This window comes from Coleofasciculus sp. H7-1, assembly GCF_057473865.1.
This window is the reverse complement of sequence record NZ_JBYCCT010000053.1, coordinates 85,264-102,489: the sequence shown is the minus strand read 5'-3', so window position 1 is coordinate 102,489 and position 17,226 is coordinate 85,264. Positions and strand designations below refer to the sequence as shown.

Here is a 17,226-nt window from a genome sequence, read left to right as displayed (position 1 = left end):
CCTTTTGCTGACTCACAGGTTGGCTAACAATCGGAGACAAAAACTGACCCAAGAAAAAAAAGGTGGTGAGTCCGCCCAAAAGACGCTAGCACAGTGCCTCTGGTGACTCAGCAGACAGCCACACGGTCAGATTTGGCATAAACACACTTTCCCATTACTCAAGCTATCTTGATGCTCTATAGCACCTTCTAAGACGTAGGTGAGGATTTCCATGTCATGATGGCTGTGGGCACCGAAACCAGAACCGGGTACGACTCTATCTTCGTTAATCACCCTGAGAGTGCGAAATCCCATCCGCTTCGGGTCAAACAAACCCCCAAAGGAAAAGGTGTGATAGCTATCCAGCTTGCCCCAGCTTGGTGTAACCGCGATTCTGCCTGTCGTGGATTAGGTTGAGCGGATCTTGACTCATAGCTTGCACCTCGGTTTGAGTAGTTAGGCACGGGTGTCAGTTCATGCGATCGCTAAAGCGCTAGCAGCTACATTGGCATAGTTGAAATCATCAATGGTTATTTTAACTAATGCAACTGTTAATAACTGTTTTTAGCGCTACTGGGCGACTGTGGCTTTTGTGAGGGAGGCGAGATAGTTCCATAACGAGAAACGCTAAATACTCTAGTTATCTCCTCGGATCTGAATGGTCGGAAAGCAACAGAATCAGGACTTACGCAAAGCTTATACATATAGCGTTTTTTCGGGTTCAATCCCCCTGTGGTTGCCCTTACTATGTGGTGATGTGCGGCGAGTCCTAAGAATGCTCCCTCGATCTTTCTCTAGCCTCTCTCGGCTTACAATGAGCGCAAATCTAGCTGATTGCCCAGATGTTAACATTCGATTAATTGCAGAGGAACACTTATGACAAAATCATCTGACAAAGAATTGGTTGCTAAACCATCCCCGGCTCTTGTAGCTTTCTATCTTAGTCAGCGTCCCGATTCAGAAGGACGGATGATCGACGATATCTGGTCATGGAATTACGAAAAACTTGAGCGAATTCATGACTACATTCAGTGGCTTTTTCCCCTGAAAGATAAAAGTGGTTACAATCCTAATGCACTGGTTCTAGATGATGAAGTTGTTCAAGCTTTTCGGACAGATGCCCTACTCAAAACACGTCTGCAAAAGTCATTTAAAATAATGCTCAGGTTTTATGGACTGAAATGTAATGAAGGAAATATCAACAATATTCAAATAACAAAATCTGACAAATATCAAGATAGGAAACGGACTTGGATTGAGCCTCTGAATCATAATTACCTTCGGATTGCCAGAATTTTAAAATGTTTAACAACTCTGGGATTGGAAAATTACGCTCAAGCTTTTTTCAAATGTTTAGATAATATCTACTCAGAAGATAGTCAAAAAATTGGAAGCGACACTTATGCTTTTTGGAAAAGGGCAATTGAGATGAGTTAATTTGGCGGGGTTTATTGTTCAAATGATAATGGCAATCAACCCCGAACATTCTCATAAAAACCGCCGATAAAATCTCCTGTTCTTTTATAAAAGAACGGGCGATATTCATTTCCCTAGAAAATCTGTCTAGTAGAAGTATTTGACAAAAAAAGCAAAATATATAGTCAGTAGGGGCGAATGCGAAAGCCCCTACCGAATCCTTTATCGGTAAGCACAATATGTTGCTTTGATCAATACCGATTAATTACATAATCCAGTCGGTACTTACACAGGGTGCAGGTGAGTTTTAATCGTCACCCAAGGTGCTTTAGCGATCGCGTTCCGCATCGTCTCCTCGTCTCGGAAGGTTTCCGATAGATAGCGTCCTTCGCAAACCAGCGTCACCGCGTTCTCTGAAAAAGGCCAAGGACTCACCGCCACCTGGGTGGGATCGCCTGCTACTGGCGTCAGCTTCAGGGTAATTTCGCCGTCAGCGGTGGGAACCTTCTCCACTGAACGCTCTTTAGTCAGCTTCATGCACAGGATCAGCGATAAGCAATCCCAGATTGCCACTAACTGCCGATTCCGAGCGATCGCTTCTGGTGTGCTGTAGGGTGCGTAGTTCGGATCGTTGCGGAGGGTCGCAATTAATTCCTTCTGGAAAGCCTGTTCGCGCCCCAGGAAGTCCTGCACGAGATGGACATCTTCTGGCGAGTCATTGCTAGCGTCATAGTTCTCGTAGAGGCGCGTACCGTGCAGCGAAGCCAACAGCGCTGGATATCTTCCTTGCGCGATCGCTAATTGTCCGGCTTTTGACCAAATATCTATATGGATTTTTCTCGGTAATTCCGTGAAGCTGTGCGGCAAACCTGTTTTTGGGTTGAAGGTGGGCGTTGTTTCCCAGGACAGCCAGCCAATATCATGTTGCTCGGCACCTAAGCAAACCTCTTCTCTAGGTGCCAACTTCCCAAAATACTCATTTCCCCAAGCTTGTGCCAATTGACCCGATACCCACGCATGGGCAAGCTGCGCGATCGCTATCAGCCCCTCTGGTTCTTTGCGATATAGCATTAATCGTTCCTACCGCATCTTCCTAAATATACTCGGAATGAGTTTGATGTATCGCGATCGCAGCAAGCCGTGCTGCATCCATTTAAACCGTTCGCGCCCCACGAGTCTGTCCACTCCGGGATTGATTTCCTCGAACGGCATCGGCGGTGAATGGGGTAATCGTAATTTCCCTCCTTTTTAAGGAAGGCAAGAAGGGATCGAGGATGTCGGATACAACGTTAGGTTAACAGGACTTACGCAAAGCTGATACATATAGCGTTTTTTCGGGTTCAATCCCCCTGTGGTTGCCCTTACTATGTGGTGATATTTGCGTAAGTTTTGGTTAATGAAGCGCGATCAAACTTGAGGGGACGCTCTAGCGAAGCGTGTGCTAGAGCGTCCCCTCAAGTTCAAAAGTAGGCGCAACAACAGATGAACCGGAAGTTTTATTGACTGCTCATCTGAGCCAACCAATCCAAAATCAAAGGATTCACCACGTCCGGTCGTTCATCATGGGGACAGTGACCCGTTTTGGGAATGCCCACAACCTTCACGGGTTGCCCATTCTCACTTAGCTCTTTGTAAATCGCCGCACCCTGAATCGGCGTCCAGGGGTCATCTTCTCCCCAAAGTACCAGCAGCGGGTGTTGTATTTTTGGCAACAACTGGGCTGGGCTAGGGCCAGGAGGTGCCGTGAGAATTGAGGCAAAAACCTGCTGAGCGCCCGTGTCGCAGGAAGGATCGTAAAGCATATCCACCAGTTCATCAGTGATGGCTTCAGGGTTCACGTAGACCTGTCTGAGAGTGCGACGGAGACGATCTTTCTGACGGATGCGGTTAAACAGGAACGGACCTGCGACTTTGGAACTTACCAGCTTGGTGAAGGCTCCCATCACCAGCCGCAGGGGTAGATTTAGCTCATCGGGGCGATGATTCAAGCCACCGGCACAGTTAATCAGCACGCCACCAGCGGAAATTTCTGGATAATTCACCACTACCATCAAGCTGAGTAATGCCCCAATCGAGTTGCCCACAAAGACTGCCGGTTCCTGAATATGAGTTTCCCAGAAATCCTTAATCAGTTCTTCCCACAACTGGAGAGTGTAATCTAGGGCTGGCTTGTCCGAACCGCCAAATCCGAGTAAATCCAAGGCAAATACCCGGTAGCCCCCGGCGGCTAGGGCTGGCATATTCTTGCGCCAGTGTCCAATGGAAGCGCCAAAGCCATGAATCAGCACCAGAGGGCGACCCGTGCCCATGACTGTGTACTGAATCCGGTAGCCTCGCCAAGTCCAGTTTAATTTTTCAAAGGTACTTGCTGTTTTTAGCTGCTGAGTCGTCACGATAATTATTAAGATTAGTTAACTATTTTTCTATCGTAATCGTCTCTATCATAAAAAAAAGGTAAACCAGGAACATCTAACCGACTTTAAAAGTCACGCTACCCGTTTTGATTAGGTGTGAGAAGAGATTAATGAAGCGAAGTTCCTTGGTGTTTTTAGGCAGCGTGGCATTGGCTGCTGCCGGTTTAAGTATGACAACGGTTGCCCCGGCGATCGCGCAAGTTGGACAAACAACTGGCAATCTGCCCTTATCGGGTCGAACTCTGCTCAGCCAAGCCGAAGACGATACCGCCCAGCTGCCAAAAGCAGTTGCTGAAGCTGTTTTAAAGGATGCTGCCCAACGGACAGGAATGCAAGGTTCTGACTTAACCATTCTTCAAGTGGCTAAGCAAACTTGGTCAAATGGTTGCCTGGAGTTGGCAGAAGCGGGTGTTTCCTGCACCGAGGCAATGGTTCCCGGCTGGCTGGTGCTGGTAGCTAGCGCCAAAGAACAAGGATTTTGGGTTTATCGCACCAACGAATCTGGTTCGCTGGTGAAGTGGGATGAAACGGCGACCCAGACGCTGACGGCTCGACTCCGGTCGGAAAGCACAACTGGGCAACAGACGACAACCCGTCGCACGGAAACCACCGAGCAAAGGAGTACCGTCCGCACACAGCGGTCTACGGTGGCAATGACCGAATCGGCAGGGAACTTTAGCCTTGCCGTTCTGCAACCTTCTGGCAGCCTCACAGAGGTGATTACTCGCGTATCCGTGAAGGCGAAACAAGGCAACAGCTATTCCCAAGAGCGGTATCTCGGCGACTTCAAATACAAAATCAAGCAAAAAGCGAAGTTTGTCAAAGGAGTGAATCCGGGCGATCGCGTTGTGGTGCGTCTGTACGACCAAAACCGCTTGATTGGCTTTAGCGAGTTTGAATGCTTGTCTGAAAACGCCGCCGTTAACCTAATTTTGTCAGGAAATCCGTCTGAATCCCGTGTGGTACGGACTGTGTACGGCATTGACGCCGACGCAGATGGCAACATCGACAGCGGTGCCACCACCTACAACTACTACACCCAAATCGACTCTCAGGAACGAGTCACATTCCTGAGCAGCGTCGAGCAAATTAACGTCAGTCAGTTCCAATCGAGCGAGATTTCGACCTCGGCGGCGACCAGCGTTTATTCCAGCTCATTTACCAGCGGTGAATCGGCGCTGGCGGGTGAGACAATGAGCATTTACAGCTCAGAAATGGCTGCCTTGTTGACATCGGCTCCCGGTCAGCTGGTGCAGGTGATTGAGGTAGAAGCCGATAACGCTACCTACGAAGTCAGCCAGCTGCTGGCAAAATATCAAAACGTGGGAATGAGTCGAGCCATCCAGACGAGTTTTCCAGATGTCCCGCAGGGCTACTGGGCAAAAGATTTTATTGCCCAACTGGCGGAGTTAGAGATTATCGAAGGCTTCCCCGATGGTCGCTTCCGACCGGATCAGCCGGTGACTCGTGCCCAGTTTGCGGCGATGCTGCGAAAAGCGTTTGAGATGAATAAAGTCCGGAATGCGATCGCCTTCCGTGATGTCTCCTCCGATTATTGGGCGTACAGTGCTATCCAAGAAGCTTATGAAATGGGCTTTTTAGGCACTGTTTCCCGCAATGCATTCAACCCCACCCAAAACCTTTCTCGCCTGGATATCTTAGTGGCATTGGCGAAGGGAATGAATTACTCTTCTGCCAGTAGCACCACCGAAACGCTGCTGCAAGTTTACAGCGATGCCTCTACCATCCCTAGCAACGTCCGCAGTTTGGTTGCGGCGGCGACAGAACGGGGTCTGGTGGTTAACTATCCCAATGTCCAGTCACTCAAACCCAATCAAGTAGCCACCCGTGCAGAGGTGTGTGCTTTCCTCTACCAAGCCTTAGTCAGCACTGGGAAGGCTCAGAACATCGCCTCGCCTTACGTGGTGGGAGAAGGTGCGAAACCCCCCAAAGTGCGCGAAGCTGTTGATACCCGCGAAGAAGAAATCCCCGGTGATAACCGTGAGGTAGATGACACCCGACGCCCAAATCAGCGTCAGAATTGCAACCAAGGGGTCGGTAATGGGCCTGAAGGTTGCGATCCGGGCAATTCCAATCGGAACAAGCCCAGTAACGACGAAGGAGCAGGCGCAGCACCTGGAAATCCGGGTCGTCAGGGTCGGTAACAGTTAGTCTGACGACTAAATAAAGTCGCAGCTATCCAAATAAAGCTTGCCAGCGCGGGCTTGATAAAATCAACCGTTACTCCACAGTTTTCAACAACTGTGGAGTAATCGCTTTTACAGGCAGATACATTGGCGAAAAACTAATATCAAATTTAGTTGCTCGTTACTCTTTTTCTTAGCCTGCTCTCGTCAGGCTTTGTTTGTATAGCCGCGACTTCTAGTCGTTCGGCGTTTATGTTAGTCTCTACAAACCCAACACAATCCATGAGTTGTGTTGGGTTTCGTTCCTCAACCCAACCTACGTGAACTTTGGTGTTTTTAGCTTTAACTGTTGGACTGCCAGATCGGTCAGAAATGCCTCAATCTCTGCTCGCCCCATCTCACGCGGATGCCGCTTTTCATGGAAGAGGATAAAGCGCCTCACCCATTGCACGTAGGTTTCTTCCGTCCGGTAGGCATAATGCTTGAGCCTGATCACTTCACGCAGTTGATCTAAGAGCTTTTTGGGGCGAGGTTCCATAACCATGCAGTCACAACAAAGTATGTGTCTAATAATACTCGTAGTGCTAGCCGTACACATCTGAAGATATGCGGAAATTTTCCTGATATCCACCTCGATCGGCGTATTATGAAGAATCTTTCCTCAGATCCACCTGTTGTGGAGGGATCTGAGGAAACAATCTGCCTATCCCCTTTTTTGGATGGATCTGCGGAAAAATTCCGTCTAATCAGTTGTTAGACATCTTGTAAAAATGGTAACTCTGTTAAGTAGTCGTACAGAAATAAGTGAGCTACTATGTCCACGTCCAATCTATGTCCCAAGTGTCAAACTACGCAGACAATTGAACATAATGGGGGCAGTGGTGTTCAAATTGTGGCAAGTTTGCAGTTCCTCCCACATTGCGTCATCCTCCCACCTCTTACTCTGAGCAAAAGCAAAAATCCTCGCAGCCGATTTTACTGACTTGCTCTAGTTGCGGGCGCAAAGATAGCATGGGAGACGGTTTATATGATGATGGAGAATGGATATGTGGAGCTTGTATTGCAGGCATGGCTTATCCTCGTTGAAGGTTAAAATAATAATGAAACGCTGGAATTACTCTAATGAGACTAGATCGTATTACGAGCAACCCAAAACGGATGAATGGGCAACCCTGCATTCGTAATCTTCGCCTTACGGTTCGTCGGGTGATTGAGCTACTAGCAACTTATCCTAATCGAGAAGAATTACATCAAGAGTTTCCAGAGTTAGAGGATGAAGATATCCGACAAGCCCTAATTTTTGCCTCTTCCTATTTGGATGATCGCATCATTGAGCTTCCTAATCGCTATGAAACTGTTGCTTGATCAGGGATTGCCACTCTCTGCGGCAGCATTGTTACGTGATGCAGGTATCGACACTATCCATGTTGGTGAAATCGGGATGTCTGAAGCTGAAGATGCAGACATCATCCAGAGAGCCAGAAATGAGGGGCGTATCCTTGCTACTCTTGACGCAGATTTTCATACACTGCTGGCCCTTGATGTAGCGATCACTCCTTCGGTCATTCGCATTCGGATTGAAAGATTACGTGCCCAGGCGCTCACAAATCTTTTGTTGACAGTAATCGCTGAATGCGAGGAGGATTTAGAACAAGGAACAGCTATTACGGTTGAGCCGAGCCGTATTCGTATTCGCCGTTTGCCGTTGGTGCCAGATGTCTAACAATCCCGTTGCACACCGACCGTACAGAGTCTCTTTATTGAGTCCGAGAAGCTACTAGCGGCGGGTGAACGGGGGCGTTAGGCTTATCCTGAAAAGTCCTCTCAGGATGAGAAAGTCATAACTGGTTTGTATCCAGGGAGATTACCTGATCGGGTGCCAGAATACCTCCAACTGCGATCGCTTCCAGTCTTTCAGTTTCCTGGGGATGCTGAGTCTTGACTTTGGCGATCGCCTCCTCAATCCCTGCTGCCTGAGCAATGTATATCTGCGTCTCGCCTCGCAACACCCAGATTGGCTTAGCCCAGGTATGTCGGGGCTGTAGTACTGCTTTGTGGATAATTTGGTGGCTTACCTGAATGAATTGCTCTAAAGCATCTTCAGAACAAAGCTCAGCAATTTGCGACTGCAATAGTTCTTTGAGTTCTTCTGTTGGAATATGTTCTGTGACGTTTGTTGAATCTAGCAAAGATGCAGAACTCAAAGACTTACCGGGAGCTTGAGGAACCAAGGATTCAATTTGGTGCTGAATCTGGATTGTAATGGAATCAAAATCCGGCTCTATCAAAATCTGCCCTAAATGCTCTCGTAACAAACGCTTCAGTTTCTCATCGTCGAGAACTATTCCGCTTTTTATTCTGGATGAGTGCCATCAATTAACCACCCAGTCCCAAAATGCCCTCCTCAAGTGCATTGAGGAGCCACCCCCTCATGTGGTCTTTATGCTCTGTACCTTGGTTAAAAAGTCGCATCCGCAAAAAACTGGAGCAGTTTGATTGTCTACGAGATGCCATTGAAGATGTGCTTCGCACAGTGTCCTAACCGCCTTGGCGGTTGCTATATAATAATTCTGGATTTTATTTAATCCACATTCCTTAGTTACGACAATTGTTGCTTCAACTGCTCGATCAACTGTCTCAGATTTTCTGGGCTGAGAATGGCTTTCACTTCCACCTGTTGCTGAGTATCCCGCAGAGTGAGGATGTGGTTTTCACCTTCCTTGGCAGCAAATTGCAATTGGGGATATTTTAATTCAATCTTTTGATAGATGGTTTCTGGTATCCCTACCCGAATGACAAGTTCTTTTTGAGATTGGGGATAGATATAAAGTTGCTGGCGAAGGGTATCGAGTTCGAGTTTGATAGGCGTAGTGCTGCGTTCTCGATCTTCGTTGATTTTACGCCAGTAGAGAGTGATACCGCGAATTTCAGGGATTTGAATCTCAAATACTTCGTCAAAGCGTTGGGGTTCCCAGTCGAGTTCGGTGGCATTGCCTGTCTGAGGAATGATTCGCTGTCGCCAAGTGATTTTATTGTCGGCGAGACTTGCCCACCATTCGCGGATGGTAGCAAAGTTGTTGGTATTGTCGGGGTTATTGCTGCCCTGTTCCCAGATGATTTTGTGTTGCATTTTCTCTCCTCCCTCCCATCGCTTGCTGATTTCTCTTCTCTCCATCCAGTTTAAACTTCTTCCCTTGCCGGAAGTTGCTGTGACATGCAGATGTAGAGGCGTTGTATACGGCGTATCTACAGCGATCGCTCGTTTGCCCTATCTTCAAGTCTAAAATCAGATGAATTCTGTGCGGGTAAGAGATGCTACGCCAGATTTAGCGATCGCTTCTAAACCTACCTTGAGCAGGTTTCATCATACACTTTATATTGGTTCTCAGTCCGCACCGGCAGACTTTGTTTAAAAGTTCTCGCAACTTCTGCTTCCTTGCTTCTGAAGTGGGGTTGGCATAGCCGTGATTTGAATCGCCAGGTATTGTGGCAATATGTTTACTCTTCCGATGAACCTGTTATTTCTTCCTAACGTGGATCTATTTGTTTACCACCTGAGAAACGGGTTGGGAGATGATGCAGAGCAAATCAACCAAAACCAGCTCGCGTTTTGGGATAACTTCCCGTTAGAATTGCAAAGAATACTTGTCTGTGCTGACGATTCAAATTTTAACGATCCAGAATATTTAGAATTATTGCGCCTAGCTGGGGAAACTGAAGCTTATTATACTTTTCAAGATCGCAGTGAAGGATATCCAGTCAAAGGCTTTTATTATCCCGTGCGATTTAGCGATAGTTATGGGCTTTTGTTTAATTGCCACATTAACGATCGAGACTATCTGCAATCTTTTAAATGCTTTCCCACCCTCAAACATCTAGCTGCTGATAAACAAGGCAATCTCGGAAAAACCTGGATTGTTTCCGGAATTTTGCCTCGGAACTGTGAAACCCCTTTAGAAACTCTCGCCCAAGAAGCTTACGAGATTCTGAGGTTTGGGAGATGGCAACAGCAAAAGCCAAGTCAAGGAAAATTTTTAGGGGCAACAGTTTTTGAAGTGTGGCAACCTCCCCAGGGTTGGGACATGGAAGAGAATCGCCATGTCCTGGTTATCTTTTATCCCGATGTAGCCGCCGAAACCGAAGCTGCTAAATATTATGAGGTCTGGATGCGGTTATTTTACTACCGCAATAAAATTCTTTGGGCTTATTGTGAAGCGCAAAAACTCAGACAACAATTGCAAGAGAATTTTGGCTATATTTTTCAAGCTGGTGAAATGCTGAAGCAGCTACCTTTAAAAGAATTACAGAGAATTTTAGAAGTTAATATAAAAATATTGTCCCAGTATGCTTCAGACTTAAACCATCTAGAAATTCAGTTGCACGCGATTGAGACAAATCAGAAAAAATACCAAGAACATTTAAATTATCTGCTTCAGGAATCTAGCAAATATGGGGAAACCGAGCTGGATTTTCTGGCACATTTTAACCAAATAGTCAAGCAATATGAAATTCAAATTCAACAAGATCGTGGCAGCTTTAGCCCGGCGCTGAGAGTGCTAGAAGATGTGATTAATACGATTCGAGGCATCGTCGAGATTGAACAAGCTAAGCGCGATCGCAACCTGGAAAATATTATCGCCGCTGCCAGTTTGGGAGTCGGAACCGCCTCAGTCGCCGCCTCTGCTTCCTCAGCGCTAATAAAAGATTTTACCCAGCCTTACCCCAACCAAATCGACAACAACCAACTATCCGCAGTCATCCCCTTGGCGAATTTGCTCATTGTCATATTATTCAGTATTGGTTTAGGTTGTCTGGTTAGCGGGTTTGCCTGGAAAATTTTGCGATCGCGTAGCGTCTGAGGAAGAGAATCGCGCCGTTAATCCTCTCTTCCTTTGCGTCTGGGCAGTTCAAAATCTTAAATATGGACTTGCCAATTATTTACCACCCCGATTATGTCGCACCTCTCCCCGAAGGGCATCGCTTCCCCATGCCCAAATTCAGCAAACTCTACGAAATGCTCTTAGGCGATCGCGTGGCGCATCCAGAGCAAATTCATTCACCCGAACCTCCCCCACCAGAGTGGATAGAACTCGTTCACACCCCAGAATATGTCCAAGCATACCGTGAAGGCACCCTCGACGCCAAAGCCCAGCGACGAATCGGCTTGCCCTGGAGTCCCGCACTGGCGAATCGCACCTGCGTGGCGGTGGGAGGTACGATTCTCACCGCTAAACTAGCACTTAGTCACGGTTTAGCTTGCAATACTGCGGGTGGCACTCATCACGCCTTTCCCAGTTATGGTTCTGGTTTCTGTATTTTCAACGATTTAGCCATTGCTGCCCGTGTGCTTCAACATCTGGGACTGGTGCGCCAAATCCTGATCGTGGATTTAGATGTCCATCAAGGAGACGGTACAGCCGTTATTTTCCAAGAAGATAGCAGCGTCTTCACCTTCTCAATGCACTGCGAAGTTAATTTTCCCGGTACCAAGCAACAAAGTGACTTAGATGTTCCTCTACCGATTGGGATGGAAGATGACGCCTATCTGCAAACTTTAGCAAAATATCTCCCAGATTTGCTGTCACAAGTCAAGCCCGATCTCGTTTTATACGATGCTGGAGTCGATCCTCATGCTGGCGATCTCTTGGGCAAACTCGCCCTCACAGACACCGGAATATTCCGCCGGGAGATGCAAGTTTTGAGTACCTGTGTGGCACTCGGCTACCCAGTCGCCTGTGTGATTGGCGGGGGTTATGCTGACGATCTTGATTCCCTAGTTTATCGGCACTCCCTTCTCCATCGAGCCGCCAGCAGTGTCTATCATCAGTACCAACTTTGATGCCAGACTAGGGGCAGAGGAGCCGTTTCGTCTTCCTCGATACACTTTTAAACGGTAACGCTATACCGTGCCCGTAGTTCCTACTCACTCATCTGAGGAAAAACCCCTTGCTATCAAAAGGCTTTGAAATTGAAATGTATACTGGCACCCCCAATGGTGACATTGTGGGTTTATCCGATCGGATTGTGGCTGACCTAGACGGGTTCATGCGGGAGCCAGATAGCCGCAACGTGGAATATATCACAGAACCCTTTTATTGTTACGACCGATTATTGTGTGCCTTGCTACGTCCTAGACGGCAACTCCGAGAGTATCTAAAACGCCTGGGAAATTACACCCTGATTCCAGGGAGTACGCTGTCTTTAGGAGGAAGCGATCGCTTCTGCCGATCTGATCCCAGCAATCCTTACCACGACTACATTGAGAATACTTACGGTACCAAAGTTGTCACCGCCAGCGTCCACATCAACATCGGCATCAGCGATCCAGAAACCCTAATGCGGGCGATTCGTCTCGTCCGTCTAGAAGCACCCTTATACCTCGCCCTCAGTGCTTCTTCCCCGTTTTTGGAGGGTAAAGCCACTGGCTATCACTCGACTCGCTGGGGATTGTTTCCCAAAACCCCAGCCCGCGTCCCCTTATTTGAAAGTCACGCCCACTTTATCCAGTGGACGGAAGCCCAATTAGCCGCCGGGACAATGCAAAATGTCCGCCACCTCTGGTCATCCGTGCGACCGAATGGCAACCAGCGCCCCTACGACCTCAACCGCCTGGAACTGAGAATTTGCGACCTAATTATCGATCCGGTTGCCTTGCTGGCTGTTACAGCCTTGCTAGAAGCCCGACTTTTGCAGCTGATTGATGACCCCAGCCTCGATCCGCTGGAAATGAGTCAATTGTCTTCAGAAGACTTGATTACTTTGACAGACGCCAACGAAGACGCCGCCGCCCGTCAAAGTTTGGATGCAACTCTGAGACATTGGCAAGACGGCAGACCTATTCTGGCGCGAGATTGGATTGAAGAAATAACCGGCGAAGTTTGGGACATTTCTAAACAGATGGGCTTTCGCTGTTTCCTGTCACCCCTGAAAAAAATTCTCCGGGAAGGAAATTCTGCTCAGCGGTGGTTAAATCTCCAAAACCAAGGTTTTGACACTCCCAGCGTGATGATTGACGCCATTCAAGCGGTGGCAGACCAAGAACGCGAACTGGAAGACAAATTGTGCCACCTAGTTGCCTGAAGCACTTCAAGGATCGAGAATGAAGCCTGAAGGCAGAAATTTATCCTCAAGGCTTCATCTTTTATCCTCGATCCTTGCTTAGCCCTTCATTTCTTTTTTTGCCTTTTTATGGTTTAATTTTTTGGCGAAAAAGAATCCTTCGGAAATTAGAATATTTAATCAATTTGATCTGGGTGAGTCATATAACAAATATGTATAGGTTCCTCTCTCTTTAGGTATAATTTGGGTTCCCAGGGTGGATTTTAGTGTTAGAGCCAGAGTAATTAGTAAGTCTCATGCCGTTTGTTGTTCTCTACAAGCCGCAAATTCCGCCCAACACCGGCAATATTGCCCGGACCTGTGCTGCGACTGGGACGGAATTGCATTTAGTCGGGCCGTTGGGTTTTGAAATTAGCGATCGCTATCTGAAACGTGCCGGTCTAGATTACTGGCCCTACGTCAATCTGCACTACCACGTTGGTTTAGAGGATTTTCAGGCATTCCATCAGCAGCGAGGGGGGCGATGGATTGGCTTCAGCGTTTCTGGAAGCCATAACTACCTTCAGTTCCAGTTTCGGGCGGATGACTGGCTATTATTTGGCAGCGAAACAACTGGACTACCCCCAGAAGTTCTCGCCCTTTGTGCCAATACTGTCTATATTCCGATGTCACAGCCTCACGTTCGGAGCCTGAACCTTTCTGTTAGTGCCGCAGTCGGTTTATTTGAAGCCCGTCGCCAACTGGGCATTTTGTCCGGCTGAAGGAGGCAAAGATGTCCTTTGCTCATTGACAGTTATCAGTCTTTAGTCAGGTGTCCGCGAATTGAGTTAAAGGTTAGAAAATTGGTTTGACCTTTTATCCGGTAATCTGCAACGTGTTGATAGGCAACTGTTTGTGACCATTGCTGGCTGACCCATTCCTCATGACTTCTGACTCAACGCTCGGTGACTAATGACTCTTTTTCCTTCCTAGAGAGAGTTTATTCTCCGTCCTTTAGCTATCTAGAATACCGAATGAGTGCGGCTTTGATAAGAAATTTCTATGAACAAAAGGAGCTGTAACGTCAAATTGATTGATAGATTTTTTTATCCAAAATCTTTCAATGCTGAGTGTCTAAAACCATCTCAAATCAATCTTTAGGAAGATTTTTAGTAGGATTAGGTGAGTGCGACCTACCTCTTTTGTTAGAGCAATCGCCATAATTCTACGGTTGTTGTTACAGGCAAAATCAGCTTAAAGTCTCATGTTGTAATGAATCAACAGCAGGATGCCAACACTGAAAAAGTTGTTTTCTCAGTCTTCCGGAGTCAAGCAAGTCAAACAAGTATGTTCCAATATGCACGCCTTAAGAAGGAATACACCCTTAACTTGCCAGCTCTTGACAAAAGGCTCCTGATTAACGCAATGATGAAGTCTTCAGCAGGGTGGGTCGAATGTAGGCCGTGCATGATTGAAAATTTTCCCAGTCATGTAAACTTGTCTAAATCAAAAAAGCAGGGTAATCTTGCCTAGGTATCATTACCGGCAGTGATCCTGATCACTTCTTTGATGTGATTTGTCCCATTGACTGGTAAAAGAAAATCATTCAGGGACAGTTAAGCGCTCGTCATAAGTAGGAGGTCGTGTTTGAAACGCCCATTCACGCACAAGATTAAATCAGTTCCTTCCTGTGCAGCAGACAAAGATGCGAAAGCGAATCTGTCCGCAGGAAAGCTTTCCGGGGGAGAGTCAGGTTTATTGAAGCCAATTTCTCCAGAGGTTAACCGTCGGGCTCGCACCTCTGCCGCCATGATTGGATTGGCAATCTCAATGGGCACCTCCAGCCTATTGCTGCCGCAACAAGGCGATGAAGCAAAGGCAGCCGATCCGGTTGCCGCAGAGCCAAGTGTTAGCAACGCTCCAGATGCAACGGATATTGCTGTTGCCGCCCCTGCCTCAAAGGTGGAGCCAGAAACAACTTCTTCAGTCGCGCCATCGTCAGCAATAAAGCCGGAATCCACATCTGTCGCTGCTTCCCCGAAGGTAGTAGAGCCGGAATTCACATCTGTCGCCGTTTCCTCGAAGGTAGAGCCGGAAGCTAAAGCAGAATCGATCCCAGCACCGCGCGTCATCGAACACAAGGTGCAGCAGGGGCAGACGATTTGGCAATTGTCGAAGAACTATCAGGTAGAACCTGCCGCGATCGCCACTTCCAACAACATCAAATCCAGCTCAGTTCTTCCAGCTGGACAAGTGGTGAAAATTCCCTCAGTGAACGGCATTGTTCACGAAATTAAACCAGGCGATACCGTCGAAAAGCTATCTGAGTCTTATGGTGTTCCCCCGACCCAGGTGCAGCAATCATCTGGAGTGACAACATCGGATGGACTGCCGGTGGGTCAATCAGTCACGATTCCCGGCAACGTAAATGAGCTATTAAAAGCAAGACAAGACGCTGCCATGAGCCGCTTAAAGGAGCAGCGGGGCCGCTTGCAGAATAGTCTGGCGGAGTTGCGGTCTGAGGAGCCTACAAAAGCATCTGCTGGGCAATTAGAAGTCACTAAACCAGCCCAAATTGATAACCCTGAAGCTGCTGAGGTAGAAATAGCCGCTCCCAGGGTGCAAATTCCGGTCGTGGTGCAGACGCCAGGGGAAAATGCCCCCAATCAGGTAATTAACCAACTCCCGTCCGCACAGCCACGAAATATCGCGGTGCAGATGCCAGGGGAAAATGCCCCCAATCGGGTGATTAACCACCTCCCGTCGGCACAGACACGGGAAGCGCTAGAAGCATCCCCGCTGCCGATAGGGGTGAATGAAAGCGTACCAATCCCAGTACCGACCTTAGCGACCAACCAAGCGCTGCCAATCCAGACAGTGGCACCCGCACCGATTGCCGTCGTCGAACCCAATGGGGTAACGGCAGATGTGTACCAGGTCAAGCCGGGAGATACGCTGGATGCGATCGCTCGCACCTACGGCGTTTCCAGGGCAGAACTGCTCCGGGTAAATCAGTTAGATAACCCGAACATGATTCGAGTTAATCAGCCACTGAAAATCCCCCAAAAACAGACTGTAACTTTAATCCCTGGTCTTAATACCGCACTTAGACAATCCAAGTCTAATGTTGCTGTACCGAATCTCTCCGTTCCTACTTTGCCAACCACTGTTCCCTTACCAGTGGCAGCAACACAGGTACGGGTGCAAAGTAGTGCTAACGTACCTAGTGCTAACGTACCTATCGTCAAACCAGTGCTGTTAGCGGATAATCCGTTACCCATTGCCATACCCATTGCCGATAGGAAGCTTCCTCAGTCTGCTGGCTTGAAGCAAAACTCCGAGTACAGCACGCAGATTGAGAAACTACGGGAAGACATCATCAAACTACGGCAGCAGTATCGTTCCCAGCAAAACGGGGATACCGCTAACTCACAGAACGCTCGTGTTGCTAACATCGCGGTGCCAGTTACTCCCGCACCCGTGCTAGTTGCACCTGTAGTCAACAACCAGTTGCAACGCTCTGAATACCCGACTCCTATCAATCCAGAATTCAGCCCCAATCGTTACAACGAAGCCGTACAAGCAGAAATCCAAAAGCGGCAACGGCAACAACAGCGATCGCAGGCTGCAATCGAAATCAAAGTGCCCCCACCTGCTACACCACGGGCTAGAACCCAGCAGCCACTGGTGGCAACGGCACCCGCCGGAGCGGACACTTATAACCCGACCCTCCGACCCCCCTTCGGACAGCAAGTTGCTCCAGAGCTACCACCCCTCCCTGGTTCAAATCCCTACCTGCCGGATAGCCCAGTCCAATTCAATGGCTACATCTGGCCCTCAAAGGGCGTTTTGACCTCAGGTTATGGTCGGCGCTGGGGACGGATGCACAAGGGGATTGATATTGCTGCTCCGGTTGGCACACCTGTAGTGGCGGCAGCTCCTGGTGTCGTGGTCTATGCACGCTGGAATTCTGGTGGTTATGGAAATTTGGTGGACATTCAGCATCCTGATGGCAGTTTGACTCGCTATGCCCACAACAACCGGATTCTAGTGCGAGAAGGGCAAACGGTCGAGCAAGGAGAGCAAATTTCTGAAATGGGCAGTACCGGACGCAGTACCGGGCCACACTGTCACTTTGAGTTGCATCCATCTGGAAAAGGAGCTGTCAACCCGATAGCTTTGCTACCCCGACGCTAAAAAAAGGCAAAAGTAAAAAGACAAAAGAAAATATA

Annotated in this window: 14 protein-coding genes and 3 pseudogenes; 11 read left to right on the top strand and 6 right to left on the bottom strand. The window is 48.1% G+C overall.

Going from position 1 to position 17,226, the window contains the following annotated elements:
• Window positions 1–144: 144 nt before the first annotated feature.
• Window positions 145–412: pseudogene (locus AC2VDX_RS13315) on the bottom strand (pirin family protein); the annotation flags it as partial.
• A 443-nt stretch (window positions 413–855) separates the two neighbouring features.
• On the opposite strand from AC2VDX_RS13315, the gene AC2VDX_RS13310 reads away from it, so the two are divergent.
• Window positions 856–1,416 (top strand): opioid growth factor receptor-related protein, encoded by a 561-nt coding sequence (locus AC2VDX_RS13310; protein WP_378179298.1) that lies wholly within the window; start codon window positions 856–858, stop codon window positions 1,414–1,416.
• Window positions 1,417–1,680: 264 nt separating this feature from the next.
• Here AC2VDX_RS13310 and AC2VDX_RS13305 read toward each other — a convergent pair whose 3' ends face one another.
• Entirely contained in the window at window positions 1,681–2,466 is a 786-nt protein-coding gene (locus AC2VDX_RS13305) for a DUF3891 family protein (protein ID WP_378179301.1), read from the bottom strand.
• Window positions 2,467–2,891: 425 nt separating this feature from the next.
• Complete coding sequence (locus AC2VDX_RS13300; protein WP_378179304.1) at window positions 2,892–3,788, bottom strand: alpha/beta fold hydrolase; 897 nt, start codon at window positions 3,786–3,788, stop codon at window positions 2,892–2,894.
• A 131-nt stretch (window positions 3,789–3,919) separates the two neighbouring features.
• Here AC2VDX_RS13300 and AC2VDX_RS13295 point away from each other — a divergent pair, with 131 nt between their 5' ends.
• Window positions 3,920–5,974: an S-layer homology domain-containing protein gene (locus tag AC2VDX_RS13295; RefSeq protein WP_378179307.1), complete on the top strand. Its 2,055-nt coding sequence runs from the start codon at window positions 3,920–3,922 to the stop codon at window positions 5,972–5,974.
• A gap of 328 nt (window positions 5,975–6,302) precedes the next feature.
• Here the strand turns inward: AC2VDX_RS13295 and AC2VDX_RS13290 are convergent.
• A pseudogene (locus AC2VDX_RS13290) lies at window positions 6,303–6,494 on the bottom strand (phage integrase N-terminal SAM-like domain-containing protein); the annotation flags it as partial.
• 584 nt (window positions 6,495–7,078) lie between these two features.
• On the opposite strand from AC2VDX_RS13290, the gene AC2VDX_RS13285 reads away from it, so the two are divergent.
• A complete protein-coding gene (locus tag AC2VDX_RS13285) occupies window positions 7,079–7,321 on the top strand; it encodes a DUF433 domain-containing protein (RefSeq protein WP_378179309.1) in 243 nt (80 codons plus the stop codon).
• Complete coding sequence (locus AC2VDX_RS13280) at window positions 7,305–7,679, top strand: DUF5615 family PIN-like protein (RefSeq protein ID WP_378179312.1); 375 nt, start codon at window positions 7,305–7,307, stop codon at window positions 7,677–7,679. Before AC2VDX_RS13285 ends, AC2VDX_RS13280 begins: the two co-directional genes overlap by 17 nt.
• A gap of 115 nt (window positions 7,680–7,794) precedes the next feature.
• Here AC2VDX_RS13280 and AC2VDX_RS13275 read toward each other — a convergent pair whose 3' ends face one another.
• Window positions 7,795–8,271 carry a hypothetical protein gene (locus AC2VDX_RS13275; protein ID WP_378179506.1) on the bottom strand — a complete coding sequence of 159 codons (477 nt, stop codon included), beginning with the start codon at window positions 8,269–8,271 and terminating at the stop codon, window positions 7,795–7,797.
• A gap of 34 nt (window positions 8,272–8,305) precedes the next feature.
• Between AC2VDX_RS13275 and AC2VDX_RS13270 the strand changes: the two are divergent.
• Window positions 8,306–8,410: pseudogene (locus AC2VDX_RS13270) on the top strand (hypothetical protein); the annotation flags it as partial.
• 145 nt (window positions 8,411–8,555) lie between these two features.
• On the opposite strand, the gene AC2VDX_RS13265 reads toward AC2VDX_RS13270, so the two are convergent.
• Window positions 8,556–9,086 (bottom strand): hypothetical protein, encoded by a 531-nt coding sequence (locus AC2VDX_RS13265; RefSeq protein WP_378179314.1) that lies wholly within the window; start codon window positions 9,084–9,086, stop codon window positions 8,556–8,558.
• Window positions 9,087–9,246: 160 nt separating this feature from the next.
• On the opposite strand from AC2VDX_RS13265, the gene AC2VDX_RS13260 reads away from it, so the two are divergent.
• From AC2VDX_RS13260 to AC2VDX_RS13235, 6 genes are all read left to right on the top strand, one after another.
• On the top strand, window positions 9,247–9,369 hold the full coding sequence (locus AC2VDX_RS13260; RefSeq protein WP_378179317.1) for a hypothetical protein: 123 nt from the start codon (window positions 9,247–9,249) through the stop codon (window positions 9,367–9,369).
• A gap of 81 nt (window positions 9,370–9,450) precedes the next feature.
• On the top strand, window positions 9,451–10,815 hold the full coding sequence (locus AC2VDX_RS13255; protein WP_378179320.1) for a hypothetical protein: 1,365 nt from the start codon (window positions 9,451–9,453) through the stop codon (window positions 10,813–10,815).
• Between the two features lie 62 nt (window positions 10,816–10,877).
• Window positions 10,878–11,795, top strand: coding sequence for a histone deacetylase family protein (locus tag AC2VDX_RS13250; RefSeq protein WP_378179323.1), 918 nt, complete (start codon window positions 10,878–10,880; stop codon window positions 11,793–11,795).
• Window positions 11,796–11,902: 107 nt separating this feature from the next.
• Complete coding sequence (gene gshA / locus AC2VDX_RS13245) at window positions 11,903–13,036, top strand: glutamate--cysteine ligase (RefSeq protein WP_378179326.1); 1,134 nt, start codon at window positions 11,903–11,905, stop codon at window positions 13,034–13,036.
• 275 nt (window positions 13,037–13,311) lie between these two features.
• Window positions 13,312–13,776 (top strand): tRNA (cytidine(34)-2'-O)-methyltransferase, encoded by a 465-nt coding sequence (locus tag AC2VDX_RS13240; protein ID WP_378179329.1) that lies wholly within the window; start codon window positions 13,312–13,314, stop codon window positions 13,774–13,776.
• A gap of 865 nt (window positions 13,777–14,641) precedes the next feature.
• On the top strand, window positions 14,642–17,191 hold the full coding sequence (locus AC2VDX_RS13235) for a peptidoglycan DD-metalloendopeptidase family protein (protein ID WP_378179332.1): 2,550 nt from the start codon (window positions 14,642–14,644) through the stop codon (window positions 17,189–17,191).
• Window positions 17,192–17,226 lie beyond the last annotated feature (35 nt).